The organism is Adhaeribacter aerolatus, assembly GCF_007991635.1.
In the GTDB taxonomy this organism is placed as follows: domain Bacteria; phylum Bacteroidota; class Bacteroidia; order Cytophagales; family Hymenobacteraceae; genus Adhaeribacter; species Adhaeribacter aerolatus.
The window spans coordinates 143,412-170,081 of the sequence record NZ_BJYS01000004.1; the positions used below are offsets into that span (position 1 = coordinate 143,412).

At 44.7% G+C, this 26,670-nt stretch carries 15 protein-coding genes, 1 tRNA gene and 1 pseudogene; 3 read left to right on the top strand and 14 right to left on the bottom strand.

What is annotated here, in order from left to right; all coding sequences use genetic code 11:
- Nucleotides 1-89: 89 nt before the first annotated feature.
- Nucleotides 90-1,994, bottom strand: coding sequence for an asparagine synthase (glutamine-hydrolyzing) (gene asnB, locus AAE02nite_RS04555; RefSeq protein WP_146895351.1), 1,905 nt, complete (start codon nt 1,992-1,994; stop codon nt 90-92).
- 410 nt (nt 1,995-2,404) lie between these two features.
- Between asnB and AAE02nite_RS04560 the strand changes: the two genes are divergently transcribed.
- The 3 genes from AAE02nite_RS04560 (at nt 2,405) to AAE02nite_RS04570 (ending at nt 6,848) form a co-directional block, all read left to right on the top strand.
- Entirely contained in the window at nt 2,405-3,025 is a 621-nt protein-coding gene (locus AAE02nite_RS04560; protein ID WP_246150792.1) for a C40 family peptidase, read from the top strand.
- Nucleotides 3,026-3,337: 312 nt separating this feature from the next.
- Entirely contained in the window at nt 3,338-6,625 is a 3,288-nt protein-coding gene (locus tag AAE02nite_RS04565; RefSeq protein ID WP_146895353.1) for a TonB-dependent receptor, read from the top strand.
- A 149-nt stretch (nt 6,626-6,774) separates the two neighbouring features.
- Nucleotides 6,775-6,848: transfer RNA gene (locus AAE02nite_RS04570), tRNA-Ala, on the top strand.
- A 360-nt stretch (nt 6,849-7,208) separates the two neighbouring features.
- Here AAE02nite_RS04570 and AAE02nite_RS04575 read toward each other — a convergent pair.
- From AAE02nite_RS04575 to AAE02nite_RS04640, 13 genes and pseudogenes are all read right to left on the bottom strand, one after another.
- On the bottom strand, nt 7,209-8,339 hold the full coding sequence (locus AAE02nite_RS04575; RefSeq protein ID WP_146895355.1) for an alpha/beta hydrolase-fold protein: 1,131 nt from the start codon (nt 8,337-8,339) through the stop codon (nt 7,209-7,211).
- Nucleotides 8,340-8,411: 72 nt separating this feature from the next.
- Nucleotides 8,412-10,157: a glycoside hydrolase family 43 protein gene (locus tag AAE02nite_RS04580; protein ID WP_146895357.1), complete on the bottom strand. Its 1,746-nt coding sequence runs from the start codon at nt 10,155-10,157 to the stop codon at nt 8,412-8,414.
- Between the two features lie 273 nt (nt 10,158-10,430).
- On the bottom strand, nt 10,431-12,902 hold the full coding sequence (locus AAE02nite_RS04585; RefSeq protein ID WP_146895359.1) for a glycoside hydrolase family 95 protein: 2,472 nt from the start codon (nt 12,900-12,902) through the stop codon (nt 10,431-10,433).
- A 141-nt stretch (nt 12,903-13,043) separates the two neighbouring features.
- Entirely contained in the window at nt 13,044-14,618 is a 1,575-nt protein-coding gene (locus AAE02nite_RS04590) for a glycoside hydrolase family 43 protein (RefSeq protein ID WP_146895361.1), read from the bottom strand.
- 95 nt (nt 14,619-14,713) lie between these two features.
- Nucleotides 14,714-15,235, bottom strand: a complete 522-nt coding sequence (locus tag AAE02nite_RS04595; RefSeq protein ID WP_246150794.1) for a VOC family protein — start codon at nt 15,233-15,235, stop codon at nt 14,714-14,716.
- 97 nt (nt 15,236-15,332) lie between these two features.
- On the bottom strand, nt 15,333-16,184 hold the full coding sequence (locus AAE02nite_RS04600; RefSeq protein WP_146895363.1) for a sialate O-acetylesterase: 852 nt from the start codon (nt 16,182-16,184) through the stop codon (nt 15,333-15,335).
- A gap of 53 nt (nt 16,185-16,237) precedes the next feature.
- Nucleotides 16,238-18,151, bottom strand: coding sequence for a glycoside hydrolase family 97 protein (locus AAE02nite_RS04605; protein WP_246150796.1), 1,914 nt, complete (start codon nt 18,149-18,151; stop codon nt 16,238-16,240).
- 466 nt (nt 18,152-18,617) lie between these two features.
- On the bottom strand, nt 18,618-19,568 hold the full coding sequence (locus AAE02nite_RS04615; protein ID WP_146895366.1) for an alpha/beta hydrolase: 951 nt from the start codon (nt 19,566-19,568) through the stop codon (nt 18,618-18,620).
- Nucleotides 19,569-19,603: 35 nt separating this feature from the next.
- Nucleotides 19,604-20,749, bottom strand: a complete 1,146-nt coding sequence (locus AAE02nite_RS04620; RefSeq protein WP_146895368.1) for an endo-1,4-beta-xylanase — start codon at nt 20,747-20,749, stop codon at nt 19,604-19,606.
- A 236-nt stretch (nt 20,750-20,985) separates the two neighbouring features.
- Nucleotides 20,986-21,843: pseudogene (locus AAE02nite_RS04625) on the bottom strand (alpha/beta hydrolase); the annotation flags it as partial.
- Between the two features lie 336 nt (nt 21,844-22,179).
- Nucleotides 22,180-23,850: an endo-1,4-beta-xylanase gene (locus AAE02nite_RS04630; protein ID WP_146895372.1), complete on the bottom strand. Its 1,671-nt coding sequence runs from the start codon at nt 23,848-23,850 to the stop codon at nt 22,180-22,182.
- A 25-nt stretch (nt 23,851-23,875) separates the two neighbouring features.
- The gene (locus AAE02nite_RS04635) at nt 23,876-24,847 is read right to left on the bottom strand and encodes a DUF5627 domain-containing protein (RefSeq protein ID WP_146895374.1); all 972 of its coding nucleotides are present in this window, start codon (nt 24,845-24,847) and stop codon (nt 23,876-23,878) included.
- A gap of 56 nt (nt 24,848-24,903) precedes the next feature.
- Nucleotides 24,904-26,664: a RagB/SusD family nutrient uptake outer membrane protein gene (locus AAE02nite_RS04640; RefSeq protein ID WP_146895376.1), complete on the bottom strand. Its 1,761-nt coding sequence runs from the start codon at nt 26,662-26,664 to the stop codon at nt 24,904-24,906.
- Nucleotides 26,665-26,670: the final 6 nt, after the last annotated feature.

Here is a 26,670-nt window from a genome sequence, read left to right on the forward strand (position 1 = left end):
GTTTAATATTTAATACGTACAAAAATATAGGTTAGTTGTAAAATTAAAAACAAATATAGATAAATATTTAATAATCAAGTTATTGTAAATTATACAAGATGTTTCTTGTACCAGTGCTGAAACACAATTAACCCCCAGATACGGGCATGGATATCTTCGGGATTCTTCGAAAATATTTTGGCTTTTAATTTCCGGATTTCGGCTACCTCAAATATTCCCTGCTCTTCTATAAATTGGTCCGACAACAAATTGTCGGTAATCAGCGGACGCAGTTCGTTCTGGAACCACTTGAGCAGCGGTACTTCAAAGCCGTGCTTGGGCCGGTTGTACAGTTCAGTGGGCAACATAGGCCGGAAAGCGTCCTGCACCAGCTTCTTTTTCATTTTATTATCAATCTTAGACGACTGCGGCAGCGAAAAAGCGAAATTGACCACCTTGTAATCCAGAAAAGGCGTACGCACCTCCAGGCTATTGGCCATAGACATTAAATCTACTTTCGTGAGCATGTCGTTGGGCAGCACCAGTTGCATATCGGTATACAGCACCTCGTTGATGTCGCCATCCTGGTGGATATATTTCAAAATCTGCCGCTTGCGCTTTTTATAAACGCCTTTGGCCATAAACTGCCGGCTTCTTTTAGTTAACAGCCGCCGGACTTCTTCTTCGTCGGCGAAAGTGGCCCAGTTATAATAACGGTCTTTGGCGGAGGCCATCATGCCTTCGGAAAAGCGTTGCAATTGCCTTACTTTATTGCCTAGACTTGAGTTACGTGATTTAGGCAAAATATCCCAGAGTGGGCCCAGGCCCGTAACCATTTCGGCCAAAAAGCCGCCCTGCCGCACTTTGTAATCGCCCATGTGCTTGTTGTAGCCGGCAAATAATTCATCAGCGCCATCGCCGGATAAGGCTACCGTAACCTGCTGCCGGGTATATTTGCTCAGGATGTAAACGGCCAGGGCCGAGGAGTCGGCAAAAGGCTCATCTGTATAATCGAGCACCTGAAATAGGTGATCGTACAAATCCTGGTTGGTGAGCGAAAATACCGTGTGGTTGGTTTTATATTTATCGGCTACTAGTTTGGCGTAACGGGTTTCATCAAAAAAGGGCTCATCGCGGTAACCAATCGAGAAAGTATTCAGCTTATCGGTGTGCCGGGAAGCCAGCGCCACAATAACCGAAGAATCGATGCCGCCGCTCAGAAAAGCGCCTAAGGGCACATCCGCAATCATCCGGCGCTGCACCGAGGCATCGAGCAGCTCTACTAATTTTTGCTGTTGCTGCTCGTAGCTGAGCGGGTTGTTTTTAACTTTCTTTTTATCGTACGGAATGCGGTACCAGGCTTTTTTCAGCACCTTGCCGTTTATGATGTACAAATAATGGCCGGGTTCCAGTTTTTTTACACCTTTAATAATAGAAGCCGGTCCCGGAATATAATTAAACTGTAAGTACTGGTACAGCGATACGTAATCGATTTTACGGTTAATGCCAAAAGCCAGCATGGCTTTCATCTCGGATGCAAATAACAGCTTGTCTTCGTCTTTGTAAACGAGCAAAGGTTTTACGCCCATCCGGTCGCGGGCAATAAACAAAGAGTCTTCTTCTTTGTCGTAAATAGCAAAAGCAAAAAAGCCGTTCAGGCGTTTCAGAAACCGTTTGCCCTCTTTTATATATAATTTCAGCAGCACTTCGGTGTCGGTGCCGGAAAAAAAAGTATAACCGTTTTCTTTTAATTTTCTTTTGAGTTGCGGAAAGTTGAAAATCTCGCCGTTAAACACAATGGTATAGCGCCCCGACTCGTCGGTCATGGGTTGCGCGCCATCGGCGGTTAAATCCAGAATAGCCAGGCGGCGGTGGCCAAGGCCGCACTTATCAAAATAAAAATGCCCCTGCGAATCGGGTCCTCTTGATTGAATGGCATCCGTAGATGCTTTTAATTTATCTAAATAATCGCGCCCGATGTCGCTGAAAGCATAAATACCAGAGATTCCACACATATTGGCCGTAAATTTATTATTTATCCTGTATTTACTCTAATATAATATTGGTGTTGCAGGCAGAAGCGTAAGTTCGGAAAGTAAACTTCAACTATTTTGATAACTGGCAACCAGGCGCTGAATTATTTTATATGAACTCCTAACCGCAGGTTTCCCGGCCATCTCGCGTCAGCAACAGCTGAAGACAGCCCACGCCTTTACCGGTTCTAGGGTTTCAGCAAATCGGCTTCGGGAAAGAAAACGCTTTGTTTACGCCCCTTTGGGAAGGCAAATTTACTGGCATGCCCAGTCTTAAAAGAAATGATTTGGGAATCAAAAGGTTAAGAAAAAAACACCCCGATTTTCCGGCCACGTCTTTTTTAAAACTCTTCTTTGCCTTAAATTCATCCTTCCATCAAACCTTTATGCTTATGACTTGGCGTTCGCTGCACCCTAATCTGAAGCTAATGTTGTCTTGCCTGGCCCTGTGCCTGATGGTATCCTGTAAGAAATCGTATACCGGTTTCCGGTCCGGCACTGTTTCGGATAATCCCTATGCCGATACCGACCAACGGGTGCTGGAACGGGAGTTTAAAAGACAGGAAAAGCAGCTGATTAAGCAGCAACGCCGCACCGGCCGCATGGCCCGCACGCACACCAACAAAAAAATACAGCGGGTTATCCGTACAGCCCGCTCTTACCGGGGCACCCCCTACCGTTGGGGTGGCACCACCCGCATTGGCATGGATTGCTCCGGGTTGCTGTGTACTTCTTTTAAAGCCATTGACGTAGACCTGCCCCGCACCTCGAACGAGCAAAGTGAATTTGGCCGCCGGGTGCGGCCGAAAGAATTACGTCCCGGCGATCTGGTCTTTTTCGGCGCCTCCGGCGGCAGCCGCCAAATTACGCACGTAGGTATGATTACGGATGTAAAAGGCCGCGACGAAGTATTTTTTATTCATGCCTCTACCAGTTTGGGAGTAAAAGAAGACAATTTGTACTCCAACTATTATCAGAAAATTTTCATCAAAGCGGTTCGGCCCCGCATCTAAATTTTTCCTATCTTTGCGCGCGGAAACCTCCGTGCTTTTATTATTCTAACACAATGGGCATTTTGTTAATTATTTTTTAACAAATTCTGATTTGTTTTAGATTATTTTTGTGCAGCCAAAAAAGCAGAAACGCTGGTACCGGAAGTTTTCTGCGGTAAACTTTAGCTTTTACAAAAACACTAACCCACTTGTTTACAAGCAAATAGATAAAAACATAGTTGCCAGAAAAACGTTTTTACTCCTGTACTTTATTTCGAACACCCAATTATTTCCTTTTTCACATAAACAAACAAAACAAATCAAAAACCCTTTATGAAGAAGTTCATACTCACTACAGTTATCTTGTTGCTGTGTGCGGTTGGCTTGTACGCACAGGTAACAACCAGTAGTATTACCGGCTCGGTCAGGGATAACAGCGGCGAACCTCTGATTGGCGCTACTGTTAAAGCCACTCACCAGCCTTCCGGTACCGTGTATGGTACTACCACCAATACCGATGGCCGTTTTCAAATTCAGAACATGCGGATTGGTGGCCCTTATGCCGTAGAAGTAAGTTATATTGGTTACCAGTCACAAACCTATAATAATATCTCTTTATCGTTGGGGGTGCCTTATTCCCTGGATGCCCGCATTTCGCAGGGCGGTACCGCGCTGGAAGAAGTAGTGGTAAATGCTAACCGCTCCGAAGTTTTTAACGCGACCAAAACCGGCGCTGCCACCAATATTGGTTCGGAGCAACTGAGCAGCCTGCCCACCGTTACCCGCAGCCTCGAAGATTTTACCCGCTTAACCCCGCAGGCCAACGGCGTAGGTTTTGCCGGCCGCGATAACCGTTACAACAACATTCAAATTGACGGCGCCAACTTTAACAATGCTTTTGGTACCAGCTCCAGCGATTTATTGCCCGGCGGCAGCACCCGCCCGGTTTCGATTGATGCCATTGAAGAAATTCAGGTAAATATTGCCCCTTACGATGTACGCCAGTCGGGCTTTACCGGGGCTGGCATTAATGCGATTACCCGCAGCGGTACCAACACTTACACCGGCTCGGCTTATACATTTTTCCGAAACCAGGATTTAAGAGGCACCCTGGTGGGCAGACGGGAATTGCCGGCGCAACCCGATAACAGCACCATAACATACGGCGCCCGTTTTGGCGGCCCTATCATTAAAAACAAATTATTCTTCTTCGGTAACCTGGAGCGGGAAAAAGAAATATTCCCGGGCGTAACCTGGATAGCCAACCGTCCCGGCGCTACCGGCAACGTATCCAGAACAACGGCCGTTGATTTAGAAAGAGTGCGCCAGCACCTGATTAACACGTATAACTACGACCCAGGGGCCTACGAAAATTACGCCAACGAATTTCAGAATAAAAGCACCCGTTTTTTAACCCGCCTGGATTGGAATATTAGCCAGAACCACCGGTTTACCACGCGCTTTAACTACGCCGAAGGTACCAGCGACCAAACCGTAAATTCAACTTCTGCGCCAAACCCCCGCGGAAGTTCCGCCCGGATAGGACCGAATGCCCTGGCTTTCCAAAACGCGAATTACGGCTTTTTAAATAAAGTATGGTCGCTTACCGGCGAATTAAACAGTACATTATCCTCCCGGATATCGAACCAAATTTTAGCCACTTACAGCTTTAACCAGGCTACCCGTACTACTCCCGGTACAACTTTCCCGTTCGTGGATATCTGGCAGGGCGGCGATAATTACATTAGCTTTGGTACCGAGCTTTTTTCCGGCGCCAACGACCTGATAAACGACAATTATACCTTTATTGATAACTTTACCTACCAGGCCGGCAAGCACAATATTACCGCCGGGGCCAGTTACGAACTCATTAAATACGGTAACTTATTCTTGCGCAATGCGACCTCTTACTACCGCTACCCATCGGTAGATGCCTTTATTAGCAATGCCCAGCCGACTTCTTTTGGTTTGTCGTATGCCTATCCGGGCCAGGACCCTTATACCCGGGTTAGCTTTGGCTTAGGTGGTCTGTATTTACAAGACAAATATTCTTTTAACAACCAACTGGACGTAACCTTTGGTATTCGGGGCGAATTACCGCTTTATTTAAACGAAATTGGTTCTAACCCCCAAATAGACAAACTGGAACTGCTGGACCAGAATGGCAAGCCTACTACCTATAAAAGTGGAACCTGGCCTAAATCCAGGGTAATGTGGTCGCCGCGCGTTGGTTTTAACTACGATGCACTGGCCGATGGCACCTTTAAACTGCGCGGCGGTACCGGTATTTTTGCCGGCCGGATTCCGTTTGTTTACTTAACCAACATGCCGGGCGCTACCGGTTTAATTACGAATACGTTAGATCCAGTTCCTAACAGCGCATTAACCAATATCCGTTTCAACCCGGATCCCATGTACTGGCTGAACAATGGACCCGAAAACGTTTTCTTAAAATCACCGGCCGGCGGAACGCCCAGCGCCATTGCTTTGGTGGATGAAGATTTCCGGATGCCGCAAATTTGGCGGAGCAGCCTAGGTGTGGATTACACCATACCAGGCACCCCGCTGGTAGCCAGTACTGATATCTTGTATACCAAAGACATAAAAGGTATTTACCAGTTTAATGCCAACCGCAAGCCGGCTACCCTGCAAATGAATTACGCCGGCGATAACCGCGATTTCTGGAATGGCAGTGCCAATGCGCTCTACAATACGGCCACCGGTCCTTTTGCCACGGTTTTATCAAACACCAATAAAGGCTACTCGATGACGGCAACGGTAGGGCTTTCTTTACCTAGTCAAACCGGCTTCTTTGGCTCGCTGTACTATACTTATACCGATGCCCGCGATATTACCGGTAACCCGGGTTCTACGGCTTCCTCTGTATGGCAAAGTAATTATTCTGTAAACGACGCGAACGAGCAGTTATTGGGTATTTCGGAATTTGCTATCCCGCACCGGATTGTGGGTAATATTTCTTACCGCCAGGAATATTTAGGCCATTTGGGTACTACGGTTTCTTTATTTTATAACGGGGCGCACCAGGGCCGTTTTTCTTATACCACTAACGGCGACCTGAACCGCGACGGCGTATCGCTGGATTTATTGTACATCCCGGAGAATGCCTCGCAACTTAATTTTGCTACCAGAACGGTAAACCGCGTAACCTTTACCGCCGAACAACAACGGGCCGCTTACGAAGAATTTGTGAAAAACAGCAAACAATTAAGCGATGCCAAAGGTGATTATGTACTCCGTAATAACGGCTTAATGCCCTGGTTAAACCGCTTCGATTTCCGGTTATTACAGGATGTATTTACTAACATTGGCGAACGCCGGAACACCTTACAATTAAGTTTTGATGTTCAGAATGCGGGTAACCTGGTTGGAAACTTTTTTAACCTGCCGTGGGGAATTGCCCAGCAATTAAATGGTGGTTCTAACTTTAACTATCCGCTATTAAATGTTGCCAGCGTAAACGCTGAAGGTGTTCCTACTTTTAACATGATAACCGTGGTAAACGAACAAGGCCAAACGGTTCTGCCTACTACGCCTTTCCGGAATACTTTTAACAACACTACTACCTGGCGGATGCAATTAGGCCTGCGTTACAGCTTCTAATCTATCGGGTTGGTTGTTTTATTATAAAAAGCCCGAAGCTAGACTTAGCTCCGGGTTTTTTATTTAAAATATTTTTTGACAGGTATTAGAAGTTTAAAAAAATTATTTTACTTTTGCATCACTATCGCAAACGGCGGTAGAAATCAAATGGGGGATTAGCTCAGCTGGCTAGAGCGCTTGCATGGCATGCAAGAGGTCATCGGTTCGACTCCGATATTCTCCACAAAAAAAGCACTTATAAGGTAAAACTTGTAAGTGCTTTTTTATTTGCAAACAACTTATTGATATCGATTCCTTTTCCTGATAAACTGTCTATAAGATTATTTATTATCTTTTTAACGGCAAGGTTCAAATATTTTAATTTATACAAGTATTAATTCGATCTGTAGTTCCCGTTGGTGCGTTGGTGGCCTTACCGAAAACCAGCAAAGACCATCCAACACATCAGGTTAATAATTAAGGTATTATAAATAAGGCTTCAACATTTACTAAATCAAATATTTTTCTAATCGCAGTTGTTATTATGAATAGCAATGGAAAAATTAAAACTGACTTACTAAACTATGGCAGACCTATGTGTTATTTAATTCTTGAAAAGTAGCGGGGCAAGTTCTTTAAGGCTGCGTCGCCAGGTTTGAAACTCGTGAGCGGTGCCTTCCGAAACATAAGAAACAGCGTTGAAGCCGGCCGCTTTCAAATCTGCAGCTGCTTTTCTTACCCTATCCGGATTTTCTTTACTACCGGCGCTTAGGAAAATGAGTTTTACTTTAGTCTTATCTATAATTTCTTCCGGCGTATAAACGCCCCCACTCATCAGTCCGTAATAAGCGAATACATCAGGCTTGTTAAGCGTAATGGTATGGGTTTCAAATCCACCCATCGAAAGGCCCGCCATAGCCCGGCTATTCCGATTAGCGATGGTGCGGAAATTAGTATCAATGTAAGGGATTAATTCATCCAGCAAAACCGTTTGGAAAGGTTTAATATCGAAACTTCTCAAACCTCCCGGTGTGCCTGGTCTTATATTGTTAGTCATGCCGTAAGCCATGACAATAATAAAGGGCTTTATCTTGCCTTCGGCAATCATATTATCCATAATCAGGTTAGCCCGTCCCTGGTTGCTCCAGGCGTTTTCATCTTCGCCCCAGCCATGTTGCAGATACAATACCGGATATTTGGTTTTGGTATTTTTCTCGTATCCCGGCGGCGTGTAAACTAAGGCCCGGCGCGACGTATTGGTGCTTTTGGAACGAAATAATACTTGCTGCACATGGCCGTGCGGCACATTTTTCAGCGCATAAAAATCCTGGTCATGCGCCGGTATTTCAATGCCGCTCTCCCAACGGGTAGAACCGTAATAATTTAAGGTGCCGGGGTCATTAAAAGTGCCGCCGTCTACGGTTAGGCGATAATAATGAAAACCTTCATCCATGGGACCGGCGGTGGTGCCGGTGAAGAAACCATCAGCCGATTTAGTAAGCCGCGTTCCACCTTTTCCACCTAAGCCCAAACTAACCCGAACACTGTCGGCTTGGGGCGCCTTAATCCGAAACTTGGCATAACCCTGCGAATTGACTTGCGGAAATTCTTGTCCCGGCTGATTTAAAACGGAAGGTTTAAAATCCTCCACTACGGCAGCTTGGTTCGTTTGCGCGAACGCCACACCACTGGTTAAGGCAGCGGAAAATAAGACAGCTAAAGTTTTTAAATTCATTTGCTTTGGTTTTAAGATGAAAGATTATGAATGCGATAAACTAATCACCATTTTTAAAAGGGAAGTCAAACTTTATAGCTGAATATCGTTCGCAGAAGTAGCATATAACCCAATTAAAGCACCGGTAAAACCACCGGCCACGTTGGTAGAAAGAATATCTCCCGAAACAGTACCGCCAATATTTTTAAAATTTTTATTATCAGTGCTGTAATTAAACTTGTAATCATCTCCTTGCGCCACCACTTGCAACTGAACAGGTTTCCGAACATCTATTTTTTCACTGGCCAAGACGGTAGTATTCCCTTTTTCAGTTCTGGCTAGCACCAGATAGTTGTCGTTCCCTTTTTTCGTAACACCTAATACATAGTTAAACTTTTCACTCTGGTAACAAGCCAGACCAGCTAAATCTTTATTTGATTTTGGGGTATATTTCAGGGTTACAGTTGACTCAAAGGCATTATGCTGCTGCCTATGCCACAGCGCAGATATGGGCGCTACCGCTTTAATATTTTTGGCAAAAGGTGTTATTTGCAAGCCGTTTTTGCCGGTGCTAATGAACTCCTCCCGCGGGCCCCGCATACCAATCCAACGGTAATCTAAATTTTTAGCGGTAAAGTTATCGGTGAAGGTAAAGTTGCCGTTCGGGAAGAAACCGTTCTGCCCGGTCTGATTTTTCACGCCCGCCGGAGTTTTCAACTTAGGTTTCAAAGGCACCAGCCCGTTTTCAAAAACCGGAAACTCGCCACTCCAGTCCACCGGCAATATAAAGGTTTCACGCCCGGCGTTTACCCGGTCTTTTTCGTTCGGACGAATACCTAAAAACACGGCATAATATTTACCATCCGGTCCTTCGGTTAAATCGGCGTGCCCGGTCCAATCCATTTTATTCGGCCTGTTCTTCGGGAAATACCGTTGGGTAAGAATCGGGTTGTTTTTAGCCGGTACATAAGGCCCCATTACGTTGTCACTGGAAAAAATTACTTCGGTGTGGTTGTCGCCGGTACCGCCTTGAGCACACATTAAGTAGTAGCGACCATTCTTCTTGTAAATGTGCGGCGCTTCAATCCAGATGGGTTTTTGGATAATATCGGTCCCCCCATTCACAATAATTTTGTCGGTGCCGGGTACTACTTTATCATTTTGCACATCGTATTCCCAAATTTTAATAACCCGATGCCCCTCGTACTGTTCCGTACCTTTGGGCGGCGCATCGTTGTGTACCACATAGGCTTTACCATTATCCTCGAAAAAAAGCGAGGGGTCGATGCCATTAAATTGCAGTTTTACCGGGTCGCTCCAGCCTTTCGCCGGGTCTTTTGTTTTAACCACAATATTGCCCATGCCCCCGGAAAACTGGGTGGTTATCATGTAAAAGGTATCGTTACTTTTGTTGTACTTAATATCCGGCGCATACACGCCCGCCGAAATACCCGAAGTCTCTACTTTTAACTGAGAAGTCCTGTCCAGCACATGCCCGAGCTGTTTCCAGTTTACCAGGTCATTGGAATGAAAAATCGGTACTCCCGGAAACATGGCGAAAGAAGAGTTTACCAGGTAATAATCTTTCCCCTTGCGCGTAATGCTTGGGTCAGGATAACAGCCTTGCAGAATAGGAGTATAAAATTCGTCGGGCTGTAGCGGGTTTCTCTTGTAAATATCATCATCACCCCGGTAGGTAAACTGCGTGAAAATCGGGGCATCTTTTGATGGTTTCTTGGTTTCCTGTGCCCAGGCGTAAGAAGATAATAAAATGGTAACCAGGGATACTAAAATGCGCCGCTTTTGCAGCAAAGAAAATTTGAACTTGTTTTTTTTCATTATTTACTTTTAGCTTTTATGCAATGAATGCAGTTGTTGCAATTGAACCACTATTTTAGTAGGTAATGTGCTTAACCAGACACCAACTCTTGCTAGTGTTCAGTCAAGCCTAATTAGCTGGCTTTTTCTAGCGCGGAAGTTACTTCCGTGCTCGGTTGGCTTCTTAGGAAAGGCACGGAAGTAACTTCCGCGCCATAGAGAGAGGGATGAATACCCTGCATTATTGGTTTGACTAAACACAAGAGCCTGTATTTTATGAATTATATATGAGCTTTATAATGCAGTAAGCGTGTAGGTTTTCCCAGCTTGTGTGGGCACATCATACAGCAAGGTTTCTTTCAGATTCACTGGCGTAATGGTTGCCTGCCCAGATATCAAGGCAGCCGGCGTTTCCTCCAACTGGTAAAAGGTATTGGTGTTTTTACCGGAAGCCCTTTTTAAGGAGCCGCCCACTAACGTAACAGCATTGGGAACGCGTAACCGTAGATTACCACCCAACTTTGATTTAACAACTACCTTTACCACCTTGGCATTTTTCCATTGCATGCTTTCTATCTCAAACCCACCTATGGCACGCAAACCACTGATGCTGCCACTGCCCTGCCAAACATCAGGTAGCGCCGGCAATAAATGCACGGCCCCGTCGGCGCTTTGCATCAACATTTCGGTAATTCCCGAGGTGCAGCCAAAATTACCATCAATCTGAAACGGCGGGTGGGCGTCAAACAAATTATTGTAAGAACCGCCGCCTTCCCCAAATTGTCCGCGACCTACTTTTACCGGCGAAAGCTGCGCCTGAATTAATTTATAGGCATGGTTGCCGTCGAGCATCCGGGCCCACCAATTTACTTTCCAGCCCATACTCCAGCCCGTAGAAATATCGCCGCGGTGAATTAAAGTAGTTTTAGCCGCACTGTATAATTGTGGAGTGCGGTACGGCGAAATTTGATTAGACGGGAACAAACCATATAAATGCGAGATATGGCGGTGATTATCCTTCGGATCGTCAATGTCATCGAGCCACTCCTGCAACTGCCCGTGCTGCCCGATTTGCATTGGAGGCAAACGTTTTCGCATTTGTTTTAACGTATCAACAAAGGCAGCATCTTTTTTCAGGATTTCTGCTGCTTTCATGGTCGTGCTGAAAATATCAAAAACAATCTGGTTAGTCATGGTGGTACCGGCATCCAGCGAAGATCCCTGGTGCGCCGCAGGGGCATTTTCCGGCGACATATCCGGGTTAATTACCAGCCATTTTTTGGTCGGATGTTCGATTAAAAAATCAACATAAAAAGTGGAGGCTTCCTTTAAAACCGGGTAAACTGAGGCCAGGAAAGCTTTGTCGCCGCTATACAAATAATGCTCCCATAAATGTTGACTGGTCCAGCCTCCGGCCCCATTCCATATGCCCCAAGTAGCGCCGTCAACCGCCCCGGTAGCCCGCCAAATATCGGTATTATGGTGCGCTGCCCAGCCCCTGGCACCATACATATCTTTAGCAGTTTGCCGGCCCGTTACCGATAAATCTTTTACCAGTTGCAGGAATGGCTCGTGCAGTTCCGGCAGGTTAGTTTTTTCGGCTGGCCAGTAATTCATTTGGGCGTTAATGTTAATGGTATATTTACTATCCCAGGGCGGCCGCACTTTGTTATTCCAAATGCCCTGCAGGTTAGCGGCCTGGCCACCCGGCTGCGACGAAGAAATTAATAAATACCGGCCAAACTGGTAATAAAGCGTTACCATTTGCGGGTCATTTACGGAGGCAAATTGTTTTAACCGTTCATCAGTAGGTAAATTTGCAGAGGCGGTACTGCCCAGGTCTAATTTAACACGGTTAAAATATTTCTGATAAGCGGCAATATGGGCCGGTAAAATAGTCGCAAAAGTTTTTGGATAAGCTTTATTTAAATATTCGGCTGCTCTTTTATCTGCATCACCACTTACATCGTGGTAATTATTAAAGTTGGTGGCAATCGAAATATAAATGGTAGCGGTATTGGCATTTTTAATAATAAGCGAGGTATCGTTGGCGGTAAGTGCCCCACCATCTAATTTAATCCGGGCAATGCCTTTAAAATTTACCATACCTTTAACCGTTTCGTGGTCCATGGTGGTGCCGGCAATGGTTAACTCTTTGGCTGCCGTGGTTTTAACCGCAGTTTTAGGTAAGGGCATGGTAAAGGAAGCCTGAAACGAAAGGCTGCCCGGTTTACTGGCCGTTAAGCGCATTACCACTACCCGGTCCGGGAAGGAGGCCAGGGCTTCGCGGGTATAGGTTACGCCGTTTACGGTATAAGAAGTTTTGGTAACTGCCTTTTCAATATCCAGTTCCCGGTAATAATCGGAATAGGTACCATGGCCATCGAAGGCAAGTTGCAGGTTACCTACCGGCTGAAACATCTGTCCATGCGATTTTTTGGTGATAATGGCTTTATTGGCAATACGCTCGGCCTCTTTTTGTTTCCCGGCAAATATGAGCTGGCGTATTCTGGCTAAAGAATCCAACGCTAGAGGATTATCATTCCGGTTCGGGCTGCCGCTCCAGACGGTATGTTCGTTTAGCTGAATAATTTCTTTTTCTACATTCCCGTAAACCATTGCTCCTAGCCGACCATTGCCAATGGGTAAGGCATTCTCCCAGGTGGTGCCCGATGGTTTATTATACCATAACTTTAAACCGGGTTTATTTTGGGAAAAGCCGGGAACGGTGGTTATTAGCAAAAAGACAAAAAGTATTTTTTTCATTTTGTTACGCGTAAAGTATTCAAGCATTAACCTTTTTGACCTTCCGTTAACTAAAGGCATTTATGCCTTAACAATAATAATATCGGTGACAAGAGAAAGCCAGCTTTCATTTCATTTAGATTATTTGGTCAGGAGCGTTCCTCATTTTAAATTAGTAATCCGGTCCGTGATATGGAAATAATCGAAATCGGCATAGCCGCCTATATTTTTGGTAGCATAATTAAACAAGCCAAAGCGGTAACCCATAAAATGCGGAAGAGTATAAGCCATTTTAAGTTGGGTACCGATGGGTTTCCATGATTTTCCATCGAGGCTGTAAAATAAGTTAGCTACATCTTTTTTATCCGTGAAATTACACTCCGCTTTAAAGTAAACTGTTTTTTGAGCCAGCGGAATACTTTGTGCCTCCACCGGTTTGCCGTTACTGGCATTAATCATTACAATATTCTTGCTGGTGCCATTTACTTTAACGCCCACTAAACCATAATTTTTTTGCAAAAGAGCTAATCCGGCAAAATCGCCGTCTTTCATATTCGATACATCCAGTGAAGTGCTGCCCGAAGAGACAGGACCAATCGTGCGTTGCGTTAAGGTGTTTTTGGCCAACAGGAAAGTGGTATCGATTCTGCCGGTTTTCAGGCGCAAATACCCTTGCCTTTCTGTAACCGACCAAAGCTTGTTATCCGGGTTATGGTTCCACTGCCACACCAACGGCAAGGCAGCTTCCTCTTTTTTACGGCTAAATTCATCGGAAGCGACAATACCCGGAATTACCCCTTTGCTAGCCGGCAGGTTCAGCGTTTCGGGTACTTTGCCGTTTACGCCCAGTACGGGCCAGCCAGCTTCCCATTTTACCGGAACCAGGTACGGAATACGACCAACGGCCCCAAAATCGCGGAACAAATAAGCATACCAATTGCCTTTGGGATCATCAATCAATCCTCCCTGCGCAACTCCCAAATCCTGCAAACCAATTCGGCCTTCGTACGGCCCGGTTATTTTATCCGCCCGGTGAATAATAACGGTTCGCATACCGCCTTTGGGCCAGGCAATGTTAAACAGGTAATATTTCCCGTTAACTTTGAATAGTTGCGAGCCTTCGGCCGGAAGGCCTACATTGGGCCCGGCCGGTGCGGTGGCATTTTCTATCAGAACCCGTTCCGTACCTGGCTTTACGCCGGACAAATCACTCTTAAGTTCTACCAACTGGAGTTTACCTGCCCCCCAGATTAGATAAATGTGGCCATCATCATCGAAAAACAAGGTATGGTCGTGATAAGACGGCGAGAAAGAGGTGGCTTTCCAGGGGCCTTTTTCAATATTTTTGGTCGTGTACACATAGGTTTTGCCGGTGGTTTGGGCAAAGGTAGTAACATAGTAAGTCCCATTATGGAAGCGTAAGCTGCTGGCCCAGGAGCCTCTGCCGTAAGTACTTTTCCCATTTTCCAGGTTTAGTTCGTCAACACTGGCCAAGGTATCGTAGGCATAACTTACCAATTGCCAATTGACCAGGTCTTTTGATTTCATGATTGGTACCCCAGGGCTCATGTGCATGGTCGTACTGCTCATATAATAAGAATCTCCCACCCGAATAATGGAAATATCGGGCAAGTCGGCAAATAAAATCGGGTTCCTGGCACCCTGGCCCTGCGAAGACAAGTTAAGGCAGAAGTAAATCAGGGTAAGAAATCCGAGTTGAAAAATCTTTTTATTCATTCGTGTGGTGGGTTCTCAATTAAATAAAGCAACCGGAGAAAGTTAATGGTATATAGGTGTTTGGTTAAAAGGTATAAAGTCCTTTAAATAATTCCTTATTCCATCGGTCCTATCAGTTCAACAAAAGTCCCATCGGGGTCTTGCACCAACACAAAGTGCGACTTCTGGTTTAAAGGAATAGGCGTACTTCCCAGGAATTTCACATTTTTTGCCTTCATCCTTTCTATCACCGGTTTCAGGGCTTTTACATTGATGGTAATATATTGGACCCCGGTGTCATCCTGGATAAATTTTGATTTAGAATGTGTAGCTTTTTTGCCAAAGCTCATCAGCTTCCATTCATTGGCTTCCGGACTATTCTCTAGTTTTAAAACGGTTACCTCTGTAGGGGCCCCGTTCGAAAGTCCGGAACGTTTCCCAAAATCTTCATTTATTTTAAAGCTATAGGCTTTAACCATGCCAATGCCGTTTACATAAAAGTCTAAAGAGCGTTCCACATCAGACACCACCACACCCATACCAATTAACTTACTACTGAAGTTAGATTGTGCATAAGCAGTAAAAGACATTACCCAGGCAACTACTAAAAAAGAAAATTTGATCACTGATATATTCATATTGTAAGTATTGAAATTAAATTGATTTTTGATTTATCAGAATTGATTCTTTGGTTGTCGTTTAAAAACAGGCACTTTCCTCTTGGAGTATATCGGGCTATTTAGATGAAGCTTTTTGGTTTTTTAATAAGGCCAGCATCTTCTCTCCATATCGTTTGCCTAATTTGCGGTAGCCTTCGGCCGTAAAATGGAGGTGGTCTGGTACGGCCGTACAACCTTCCGAAGAAATAACATGGGCAGTTGGGATTGTTTCGGGCAGTTTGGCGATGATGGCATTCATACTGGCGCAGGCACCTCCTTCTTCTTTACTAACTAATTCCCCGGCTAATAACGGAACAGATTTGGCATTTAGGCCAAGGTCCTGGAGCAGGTTATCGTATACCCCTTTTACTTTTAGTGGCCACTGCGCATCACCGGTGTTTGATTCGCCCTGGTGCAATAATATTCCCTTAATTACCCCATCTTTCTGAGCCAGTTTTGCCATTTCCACCAGCCGCCCATACGGGTTTTTGTCATAAGGTTCCAGGGCACCCATCATCCAGTTAGGAGCGGTTGAAACATAAGACTGATAATTATTTTTATCGAACAACTCTATTTTGCAACCGCCAACTGCCACATTAATCACACCTACTGTAATATTTTCCGGCAGGCCGGCTACTAATGTCCGGCCAAAATAATCGGCAGGTGTCAGGCCGGTATTACATCTGGCTAATGGCGGGACAGCCGGGTACCATTCGCTTTTTTTTCGGCCCAGGTTAGGACAATCAACAGCTTCTAATACCTTGAACCTGCTAACTGCGGTGGTGTCCTGGGGTTCGAATTTAGCGTGGCCCTCCATGTTTGATTGCCCAAAACACAGAAATATATAGAAATTAGGATTCTGCGCAAAAGCAGTTGATTGGAGGGTGAGCAAAACCACCAATAGTCCAAATATTTTTTTACACCTCATCTTTTTAAAATTCACTTAGAATTAAATGTATGTACTTCCTCTTAACATGATGGTTATTGCACTAGAACCACGCCGCCTTTCGGCTGCATGGTAATGGTCAGGCTGCCATTTTTATTCACCTTTACAATTTTTGTGTAGCTGGTGCCGTCGGTATTATCGCCGTAAAACTTTACTTCTTTGCCCGACAACATGGGCAAGTTAATTTTCAATTTCAATGGCTCCGAAAGGGAATTTACGCCAGCTACATACCATTTATCGCCGTGCTGGCGGGCCAATACGCAATATTTACCGGGGTATCCGTCAATAAATTTCGTTTCCTGCCAGGTGGTAGGCACCTGTTTCATAAAATCGATAGTAAAAGCCGGAGCGTCCTGCATATTATTAGGGGCCAAGGCAAAAAACTGTACCGGGTTTTGGAATAGAACGGCGGTAGCCAGCTGAAATACATCCGTTGTTCTTCGGTAATTTCCGCCATTGTTGTTCCGGTTATAGCGCTTGTTTAAAACCACCCCGCCAAACTCCATGGCTCCTACAGCATTCCGGATAAAAGGATGCAAAGTAGCATTAAAAGCTTCCTGGTCATTGAACCCTTGGCTGAACATCAGGTTTTCTGAGGCCAGAATAGCTTCGCTGCCCACGTAGTTCGGGAACATCCGCTCCCACCCTCTTGGCAAGGTTGTCCCGTGAAAAACGGCCATTAAACCATAATCGTTGGCATCGGATAATAGGTCTTCGTAGAGGCGCATAACTTCCTGTTTATCGCCACCGAAGAAATCTACTTTAATGCCTTTAACCCCGTTTTGCTTCATCCACTGCATTTCCTTTTTTCGGGCAATAGCCGTATGCATTTTGTTTTTTGGTCCCTGGGGTGCATCATTAGCTACCCCATTAGAGTTGTACCACAGAAATACGCCAACTCCTTTAGAACCGGCGTATTTAATTAATTCTTCCATGCGCGGGTAGCCCACTTGTTTATCCCACCAGGCATCCATTAAAATAAATTTATAACCTAATTGAGCGGCTAAATCAATATATTTTACCTGGTCGTCATAATTCATGCTCTGGTCCTGCCACATAATCCAGCTCCAGGTTCCTTTGCCAAATTCATAAGTTTTGGAAGGCTCATACAACTGCTCTACCACATCATACGGAATAGTGGTTTCGACAATGGATTTTAACCCTTTCCCGACCGTTATGGTTCGCCAGGGAGTAGCGGCGGGCAATCCTATAGCCGCTCCCGTGCTGCCAAAACCATTGTTTTCTGTTTTGTCCGGAAAAGCAATAGAATATATTCCATCGGCAGTAGGGTCACTTAAATGCGAAGCACAATAAAAGCCACTTACCCCGGTTTCCGAAATAAGCGCCCAGCGGTCGTCTACTTTAAATAAACACGGAAAAGTATAGCCTATACCATTGGCAGACCGGGAAGAAATATCTTGCTCTATTTTAAAGCCTTCTTCATAACTGGGTTTAGTTCTGGCAAAACCAACCATAGATTTAGACTGGGAGGTTAGAAAGCTTTTGGCTTCCTGCGGGAAATTAAAACCCGTAGTTTCTTTTTCAACAACCAGTGCCAGGGGTACCCCTGCTTCGGGTATTTCGTACCTAAATGCAATATTATTATTACTAACCCGGAACACCACATCCAACTTCTTTTTGTCTTTGTTGATAAAAGAGAAAACCAACTCATTTGCCTGGTAGTGAATTTCGGACCGCTTAATTTTTTGCTGCTGATAACGCTTATCAATGGTGTTTCGCTTGGTGCCTACCCAGGATAAATCGCCAGATAAATTAACCAGGTTGGTTACTAATCCCAAAGGGGAATTTTCCAAAACTGGCTTTTTTCCGTGCATAACCCGGTAAAAAGGCTGACCATTTTGCAGCAACACTTCTACCTCCAATTGCCCGTCCGGACTCTTTACCGTGCTGTTGTCCTGAGCCTGCGCCATACCGGATATGAAAATCATTAAAAGAATAAAATACTGAAATTTAATTGTTAACTTTTTAAAACTCATCTAATATTTATGATTTAGCAATTTGGATTATCGATTGGATAACTGGTTTGGGTTGATTGTTTTGGTCAAAAAGCAAAGGGTAGTTGGTCCGGCCCCGAACCGGCCAGCAGCCAATGAGCCAGAATAGTTTGTCATTTACCCCCAAACTGTTACACGGTCAATTTTATCGTGGTGCTTTACAAAAAGCTTTAATAAACTTGTACAGTGCTCCTTAAAGGTCGCGGAAACTTAATCTGGTAACTGTTTATTAAATCGCTTTCAGCTTTTTGTATAGCGTAATTAATAAGCATCAAATCAATGGACTTGTAACTTGCGCTCTAATCGACCAGTTTTGAATCAGCCGGTAATTCAAAACTGGTCGATTAGAGCTGTTTATTTAATCAAATTCTTAAAAGCTGATCCTCAAGTGCCCGTCTGATTATTTCCCAGTCTTGGCGGTGAGAAATTTGTTCACATTCAGCCAATGGGTGAAGGCATCGAACCAGCGATTACTGGTTCGGTCGGGATTGCCAAGGCCGAAACCGTGACCGCCGTTCTGGTAAAGGTGGAACTCGACTGGTCTGCCCGCTTTGTACCAGGATTCAACCACCCCAAACTGGCCGCGAAAAAGAAAATCATCGGTGGCGATCACATTGAACATGGGCGGAGCGTTCTTCGGCACCTCCACCGGGCCCATACCACCGTAGATCGGACCGATGAAGGCCAATTTCATGGTTTTGGAGTTAAGGGTTGCGTGCATGGTGAGGCCGGCCCCGGCTGAGAAGCCGATCATGCCTATTCTATCCGTATCGACACCCCACTCCTTGGCCCTTTTGAGAATCAGGGCATAAGCCGCCTCAGCATCCTCAAGCTGGTCAGACAAGTCCAACTGCGGCGGGCTCGGTGGCGTTGCACCTGGCGAATTGTTGGCAGACGCGGCCGGGGCAGGCCGGGGTCGATTCATCCAGGCCGTAAATTCTTCGAGCGACTCCGGAGTCGGGTGGAGCCGGTACTTTAGGACAAAGGCGGCGATTCCTTGGTCCGCCAGCGCTTGGGCGACTTCCCATCCCTCGTTGCCCATCGAAAGCCATCTGTAACCGCCGCCAGGTGCCACAATTACGGCTGCGCCATTCGCCTTACCCGGTTTTGGCAGGAAGGGGGTGAGGGTTGCCGTGGAGATGTTGCGCGCCATCGGGTCGCCCCACTGACGGAACCACGTCTCGGGGGCTTTCTGGCCATCCACCCCGCCCGTGCCGAGCTTAATGGCATTAGGCTCTGCCGGGGCTTTAAGTGGATAAATGGTGCCATCCTGCGCTATGGCGGAAGCAGCAAAAAATAGTAAAGCGACCAACATGGACGTTTTAGTAAATTTTATTAGATTGTAAGTCATGGATAGGTGATTTATGGGTGGATGCCTGGGAATTATTATTTCTGTTGAGCAGCTTCAAGAATAGACTTGACTACTGGTTTGGGTTGATTGTTTCGGTCAAAAAGCAAAGGATAGTTGGTCCGGCCGCGAACCGGCCAGCCATTGAGCCAGGATTGTCCGTCATTTACACCCCAAACCGTTACCCGCTCAATTTTATCGTGGTGCTTTACAAAAAGCTTAAATAAACTTAAATAGCGCTCATTAAAAGCCGTGGTTACCGAATCGGGTAACCCGTTGGTATAGGGGTTGTTTTTTTGCTGATATTCAAAACTGGCAGACACCTCGGCCCCAACATTTCCCCAGGTAGTAGGCAAAACGTTGATGTCCATTTCAGTTATAGAAACTTTTACCTTTAGGTCTGAATAAGCCAGAATACTTTTTTCAAACTCTTCTATGGTGGGATGTTTCAGGCTGGCGTGCCCCTGCATCCCAATTCCATCTATTTTTATTCCCTGTTTCTGAAGATTCTTCACCATCGCCACCACGCCTTCTCTTTTTTTAGGAGTTTCCATGTTGTAATCGTTGTAATACAATATGGCGTTGGGGTCGGCTTCGTGGGCAAACTGAAATGCCAGTTTCACAAAATCTTCTCCCAGAATTTCATAGAACTTACTTTTCCGCCACGAACCATCGTCCTGAATCGCTTCATTTACCACGTCCCAGGAATGTACGCGCCCTTTATAACGACCAACTACGGTAGAAATATGGGTTTTCATGCGTTGGGTTAATACTTCCGGCGACACATTTTTCCCTTGATTATCGGTAAAAAACCAGCGGGGCGCCTGCGAATGCCAGATAAGTGTATGGCCATGAATATGCATCTTATTTTGCTCACCAAATTGCACAAACTGGTCAGCCAAATCGAAACTAAACTGTCCTTCCTGCGGCTGAATCAAGGCACTTTTCATAATATTTTCGGCCACAATGGAGTTAAAATGCGCTTTCACTACCCTAATAGAGGCCGTGTCGCGCCCTGTAATCTGCCCCGTGTTAAGCGCCGTACCTATATAAAATTTACCTTTAAAGGCATCTTTTAATTTTAATTCACCGGGTTCGGGCTTTACAACTTTACACGCACCACTGAAAAAAATAACCAGAAAAACGGTTAGTACATAACCGAATAAAAATCTTTTGCTTTTCATATTTATATAATATTATTACTCAAAAAGTGCCACAAATAGGTAGCACAAGAGAAAACATTCGCGACCTACTTTTCACAACCAGGTTTTACAAACAACTAATTTCCCACTCTATGCTCAGTAGCTTAGATGCTGCTTTTGGTTACTCCTTCCCTAGGTATTAATGTCATGCACCGCAAATAAAGATGTACTATTAACCCTTAATAGGTTACAAATATTTAAATCCAAATAACCGTTTACCTGGAGAATTTTGATATATTTACCGGCTTAAATAAAAGTTGGGAGAACAGGTACAAGTCATTTTTCCAGACGGTAAAATCATGACCACCAGGCTCTACATAGAAAATATGAGGAACCCCATGCTGCTCCAGGTAATCATGGGTACGTTTGCTGAATGACATTAATCTATCATCTTGGCCGCAGGAAATCCAAAGTAACTGTAGTTTCTTTTTAGCATTTTCCGGCTCAGGCAATAATTCCGCTGGTGCTTTTGTGTTCGGGGCAGAGGAGAACCCTCCTACCCAGGCAAATTGATCCAGATTTCCTAAGCCAATATTTAAAGACTGGCCTCCTCCCATAGACAAGCCGGCTACAGCGCGGTATTTGCGATCAGTATAGGCGGGATACGTTTTTTCAATATGTGGTATCAAATCCTGAAGCAGGTCTTTCTCAAATCTGGCAAATGCCTGCACTTTTGTACTATCAAAGACATTCCCTATTGCCCGATCATCTTTCATGGCCCGGCCGTTAGGCAACACCACAATCATGGGCGCTAACTTGCCTTGGGCATAAAGATTATCCAGAATAACTTGAGGCCGGCCATTTTTAAACCATTCATATTCATCACCGCCAATGCCATGCAACAAGTATAAAACAGGGTATTTCTTCTTTTTAGAATAGCCGGGCGGGGTATAAACCAATGCCTTCCTTTTGGTTCCTACTGTTTTAGAATCATAACTAACAGAATCAATTTTCCCTTGCGAAATACCAGTTTGGGGTTGGTCAAATCCGGGAGGCGCTGCATTCTTAATTTGCTGCCCCCAACTAATGAAAGTAAATAAAAATAGGTTTAGAGCTGTAAATATTACTTTTACCATAATCAAAATTTTATATTATGATGTTGTTTTATAATATGATGGAGGTGGAATTCATAACTGCATTTAAAAATAATAATACTACTATCAATTGGTAAATGCGCTTACATTATTGTAATCCTGTTGAGCTTGTCCAAATATAAATTAGTTACCTTTATGATGCTGTTATAAATCCTTCGACGAGCTCAGGATGACTAAATTCGTTCTTATGCGAATTTTCTATTTGAAATTGGTATAAATATTACTTAATAGGTAACCATTCATTCAAAAATGTAAACAAAGGTTAGCAATGAAATTTCATTCATTTGCATTGCTAACCTTTGATTAATGAACAACAATTTATTTCAATGCACTCAGTCCTTCGGCAAAACCGGAATAAGCCGGCTTCCGGATAAATCCCTGCGTCCATAATCCTATTGGTTCGGAGGCATCCATGGAGTTAGAAACAGTAATACCATAGCGCTGTTTAGCCGGCACTAATTCAACATATTTGCCAACTACATATTGGTACATTTCTTTTTGCGCTTGGTATTGTTCCGGAGTAGCTTTATCTGTCGTAACGCCAACAGCAACATTCAGTCCGGATACTCTTACCATTTTTCCGGTAGCGGCCAGTAACTGAAACATGGTTGCAATATTTTGCTTATCGGTATTAAGGTTCAGGTTCATTTGGGTTCCGATGCCATCTACTTTCGCGCCATTGCTTTCCAGATAATTTACATATTCGATCAGGCCTTTGGTTTTATCTAAGTTTTGCTCCAGATTGGTATCATTAATGAACAACAAATCAGTTGCATTACCCTTTTCCCGGGCAATTTTGAAAGCGATTACCCCATAATCTTTTCCCAGATAATCCTGCCAGTAAAACTCATCTGCTGCTAACGTTCTGCCAATTCCGGTTCTAAGTTCAGTGGGGTTTGCATCATTCATTGGCTCGTTTACTACATTCCAGGCCTTTACTGAACCCTTAGCAGCAGATACCATTCCGGTTATCCAGCGTTGCAAGGCATCGGTTAGAATTGTTTTCTTCTCTTCTACCGTTTTCTCCACTATTATATCGGTGAGTTTCCATTGCATGGTAACATTATCAATATAATAATTTGCCGATCCGGTAGCCGATCCGAGCGCAATGGTGAAGCTAGTCAGTTTCTTTTGCGCTTCGGTCAGGTTCAGGTTAGATAATTGCATCACAATTTTTCCTCTTCCCCAAGCCCCGTCCGGAGCGCCATAAGCCGACGGAGAATTAAAGTTGGCTAAGGTTCCGCCGTTTATACTCATTCTCATACCCTGACCAAACAAACCAGTACTGCCCGTGGCATAGATATCTATCGTCACCGATTCGTAATTGCCTAAAGTCCGACCATTGGTCAGGTTAATGGTAAATTGGGGATGCGTCTGGACGCCTACAATATTCAGAACCTTGCCGGATGCCCCTGCCACCGGATCGTTTACCACGGTTCCGCTGCCGCCACTGGTCATCGGATAAGTTTTACCCAGATTATCCGTTTCAAAATCAGCTACTACATCTGTTCCGGTACTACCACCGCCGGGTCCGGTTGCGGGAATAATGGTGGGAGCAATTAAACTCTTTAAATAAGTGGCATTCTGATTAGAGTGCGAAGCCAGCGTATGGCCATAAACAGCAACGCCGGCCTTATCCGCTATTTCAAGTAAACTTTTCACATTAGCCAGGTTAAGGCTTCCGTCTGCTTGCACTACTGCGCCGTGCTTTAGAGTATTTCCGGCCGTAATTTCATCATAATTACGATTGATAAGCCGGTATAAAACTCCTTTTTGGTTATAATCGGATAAAGCTACACCAGTACCTAATTTAAAACCGGGGTTGGTTGCTCTATTTACATAAGTTTTCAGGTCGGCGTAAGCGTCAATTTCTTCCTGGGCAGCAACACTTGCCGGTTTTTCAACATTAAATTCAAGGGGATCATAATCACAGGAGGATGTCAATATTAATCCGGTAAAGCAAAGTACTGCTTTATATAAATGCTTCATGTTCTTTTAAACTAACCGTTATAAATTATTTACCCACCGGTACAAACGTTTCCATGGCAACGCCCCGATTCCGCATTACTAAAGTATCAGTAGAAGTAACCTGCATTTGCTCCAAATCAATTTTATAATTCAGATAAATAGCATCCCGATCAGTGTTGCCCCAGCTTTTCTTTTCTCCTCTTTTCACAAATTTTCCATTACCCGAAACGGTGTAATTAGTAGCATTGGTCGTTACAGAGCAGTTACCTTGCTCGTCAAAGGTTAGAATTAAAGTAGTGTTAATATTTTTCCCTTCTTTGTCTTTATAAACTACTGGCACCTCTACTTTGCTCAGCGATTGGGTAGATAATTTAATAAGTTCATCTTTCTCTACATAGGGTTGATGCCTGACAATCGTTTGACTCAGAGAGGTGTTTCCGTTCTTACCTTCAATTACATCTTTCCCCCGGCGCAGGTAAAAGCCATGCCACGGATTAACATATTTCACGGCGTATAAGGTAAAATCTTTACCCGTCAAAACAGAATCGGCATTCTCAACATTGGTTATTTTCAGGGGAATTACGTAAGTATTTTTTATTGCCAGCGGATCCGCAAAGAATGCATCAGTGAGTTGTACTTCAACTCCTCCTATTAATTTACCTTTTGGAATTATAATTTTGTCTGATGTTAATTTATAGTAGCCGTCGGGCATTGTCTTTACCTCGCTTCCGTTTGGGCTAAACCGTAAATTCTGGTTTAATTCGTTATTTACGGCTACACCAATGGTAACATCTTTTTTATTTTCATAAACCCCGCCGGTAGTAGCCATAATCTGAAATTTATGTTCATTGTCGAGGGTTGTATCAAAAATATCTTCTCCTAAAGTGATGGTTCTAACGGGATACTGGTAAGCGAAATACGTTGACTGGTAATCAAAATCCGGAAATACTACTTCCTGATTTTCGCATGAAGTCAGCATGGCCAGTATGATTAAAAATGTAAAGGATATCTTTTTCATCTTTTATAACTTTTGCTATATTATTTATTCGTAGGCACAATAGCTTTTACTATTCCTTACCATCCGTTATTTTGGGTTAAAGCCTTAAACTTTAGAATTTCGCTGTAGGGAACTGGTCCATAATTCATGTATTCACTATACACCCTGTCCTCCACATTTATCGTCTCATGATTTCCGCCTGAAATCTGTATTCCGCGAGCCGGTTCATTCGTATTTAACTTCCAGCGGCGTAAATCCCAAAAGCGGAAACCCTCGAAACAAAGCTCTAAACGGCGCTCATTTCTGATTAACTCCCGCATCGTTTCTTTATTAGACCTGACAGATTCGAGATAATTATCTGGTTGCCTGATACCCGCCCGTTTGCGGATAGCGGCCATAACATCATAAGCCGAGAAACCGAACGCACCGGTACCAGCAGGGCCCCAGGCTTCATTAGCCGCTTCGGCATAGGCCAGGTATATTTCGGTATAGCGGATGCGGGGCTGATAATGTCTTTGGTTGGTGGTTGACTGGGGATTAAGGTTAACATCCTGCCGGAGTAATTTTCTTAAATAATAACCGGTGCGGGTAGAGGTTTCTACTTTCCTTAACCCATCATTGGTCGGGCTATCGGCGGCCGAATTAATTACGGTATTACTTACGCCTGCCGTACCGCCGTTTACTACAATATAGCGGGTTAAACGGGGGTCGCGGTTAGTGTAAGGTGCCGACGGGTTAAAATTGCTGGATGGATGCGCGATTGGATACCCGTTGTTCATCGGAAACGAGTTAACCAGGTTTTGCGTAGGATTCAGCCGCCCGCTACCAAACAGGGTTGGCGGAAAATGTTGGCGTTCAAGGCCATTACTTTCACTAACATCAGCTCGCCAAAGTATCTCCCGCGGGCTAACGCCCGAGCCCAGGGCGGCGATTTCAGACCGGTTATCGTACCAGGTGCCGCCATTCGGATCCAGCCCGTTTACTCCTCCATTCAGGGTTATTACTTCGCCAGCATAATTTGCGGCATCGGCCCAGGTAGTAGTGTTGCCGGTATTGTACGCGGGGCTGGCTGCTAAAAGGGCTACCTGAGCTCTTATGGCCTTGGCAATCCGGGCGGTCATCCGCAATTTGGCATATTCCCCAAATACGCGATCATAGTTACTTACTACATCGGTTTCACTACCCGTACGGTACTTTTCCGGAACCTGAGAAATGTTGGTAACCAAATTATAATCCAAGGGCAGCAGTTCTTCGGCATTTTTAAGATCGCTGTAGATTTGTTTCATGCAATCTTCAAATGTATTCCGGGGTTTATTAAAATCAGATTTAGCATCTTCCGGTTCCAGCACGATGGGCACTCCTAACAATTCTCCGTTAGACCAACCGGCATGGTTCAGCAATAAATGATACATGAAAAGTGCCCGCAGCCCATACGCCTCACCTTTCATCCGGTCTCTAAACATCAGGCTTACCTCCGGATTATTGGCCCACTTCACTTGATCCACTTCCTTCAGCATAATATTCAGGTACTGAATAGCTGCTTTTGAATTTTGCCACTGACTAAAGGGATCCATATTGGCGGCCCATTGGCCGGTAGCTGCTCGCCGGAAATTATTGTTTACATCGTTACTTACCGCATCATCGGTAGCCACATCATTAAAGGTATAGCCATTCGTCGGGATACGGGCATACCCATTCAGCAATATTCCTTGGGCAAACAGTGGTTCGCCGTACATGGCATCTAAGTCCCGAATATTCTGGTTTGCCGGTTCAAACAAATCGTCGCAGCTGCTAAATAGTAAGGTTACCGACAAAAAGAATAGTAATTTCTTTCTCATACTTTT

What these genes read in the sequence shown, in the direction of transcription:
- AAE02nite_RS04560 (WP_246150792.1), top strand. Translation starts at nt 2,405, where the DNA reads ATGACTTGGCGTTCGCTGCACCCTAATCTGAAGCTAATGTTGTCTTGC.
- AAE02nite_RS04640 (WP_146895376.1), bottom strand. Translation starts at nt 26,664, where the DNA reads ATGAGAAAGAAATTACTATTCTTTTTGTCGGTAACCTTACTATTTAGC.
- AAE02nite_RS04590 (WP_146895361.1), bottom strand. Translation starts at nt 14,618, where the DNA reads ATGAATAAAAAGATTTTTCAACTCGGATTTCTTACCCTGATTTACTTC.
- AAE02nite_RS04615 (WP_146895366.1), bottom strand. Translation starts at nt 19,568, where the DNA reads ATGACTTACAATCTAATAAAATTTACTAAAACGTCCATGTTGGTCGCT.
- AAE02nite_RS04605 (WP_246150796.1), bottom strand. Translation starts at nt 18,151, where the DNA reads ATGATTTTCATATCCGGTATGGCGCAGGCTCAGGACAACAGCACGGTA.
- AAE02nite_RS04635 (WP_146895374.1), bottom strand. Translation starts at nt 24,847, where the DNA reads ATGAAAAAGATATCCTTTACATTTTTAATCATACTGGCCATGCTGACT.
- AAE02nite_RS04595 (WP_246150794.1), bottom strand. Translation starts at nt 15,235, where the DNA reads ATGAATATATCAGTGATCAAATTTTCTTTTTTAGTAGTTGCCTGGGTA.
- AAE02nite_RS04620 (WP_146895368.1), bottom strand. Translation starts at nt 20,749, where the DNA reads ATGAAAAGCAAAAGATTTTTATTCGGTTATGTACTAACCGTTTTTCTG.
- AAE02nite_RS04585 (WP_146895359.1), bottom strand. Translation starts at nt 12,902, where the DNA reads ATGAAAAAAATACTTTTTGTCTTTTTGCTAATAACCACCGTTCCCGGC.
- AAE02nite_RS04565 (WP_146895353.1), top strand. Translation starts at nt 3,338, where the DNA reads ATGAAGAAGTTCATACTCACTACAGTTATCTTGTTGCTGTGTGCGGTT.
- asnB (WP_146895351.1), bottom strand. Translation starts at nt 1,994, where the DNA reads ATGTGTGGAATCTCTGGTATTTATGCTTTCAGCGACATCGGGCGCGAT.
- AAE02nite_RS04600 (WP_146895363.1), bottom strand. Translation starts at nt 16,184, where the DNA reads ATGAGGTGTAAAAAAATATTTGGACTATTGGTGGTTTTGCTCACCCTC.
- AAE02nite_RS04580 (WP_146895357.1), bottom strand. Translation starts at nt 10,157, where the DNA reads ATGAAAAAAAACAAGTTCAAATTTTCTTTGCTGCAAAAGCGGCGCATT.
- AAE02nite_RS04630 (WP_146895372.1), bottom strand. Translation starts at nt 23,850, where the DNA reads ATGAAGCATTTATATAAAGCAGTACTTTGCTTTACCGGATTAATATTG.
- AAE02nite_RS04575 (WP_146895355.1), bottom strand. Translation starts at nt 8,339, where the DNA reads ATGAATTTAAAAACTTTAGCTGTCTTATTTTCCGCTGCCTTAACCAGT.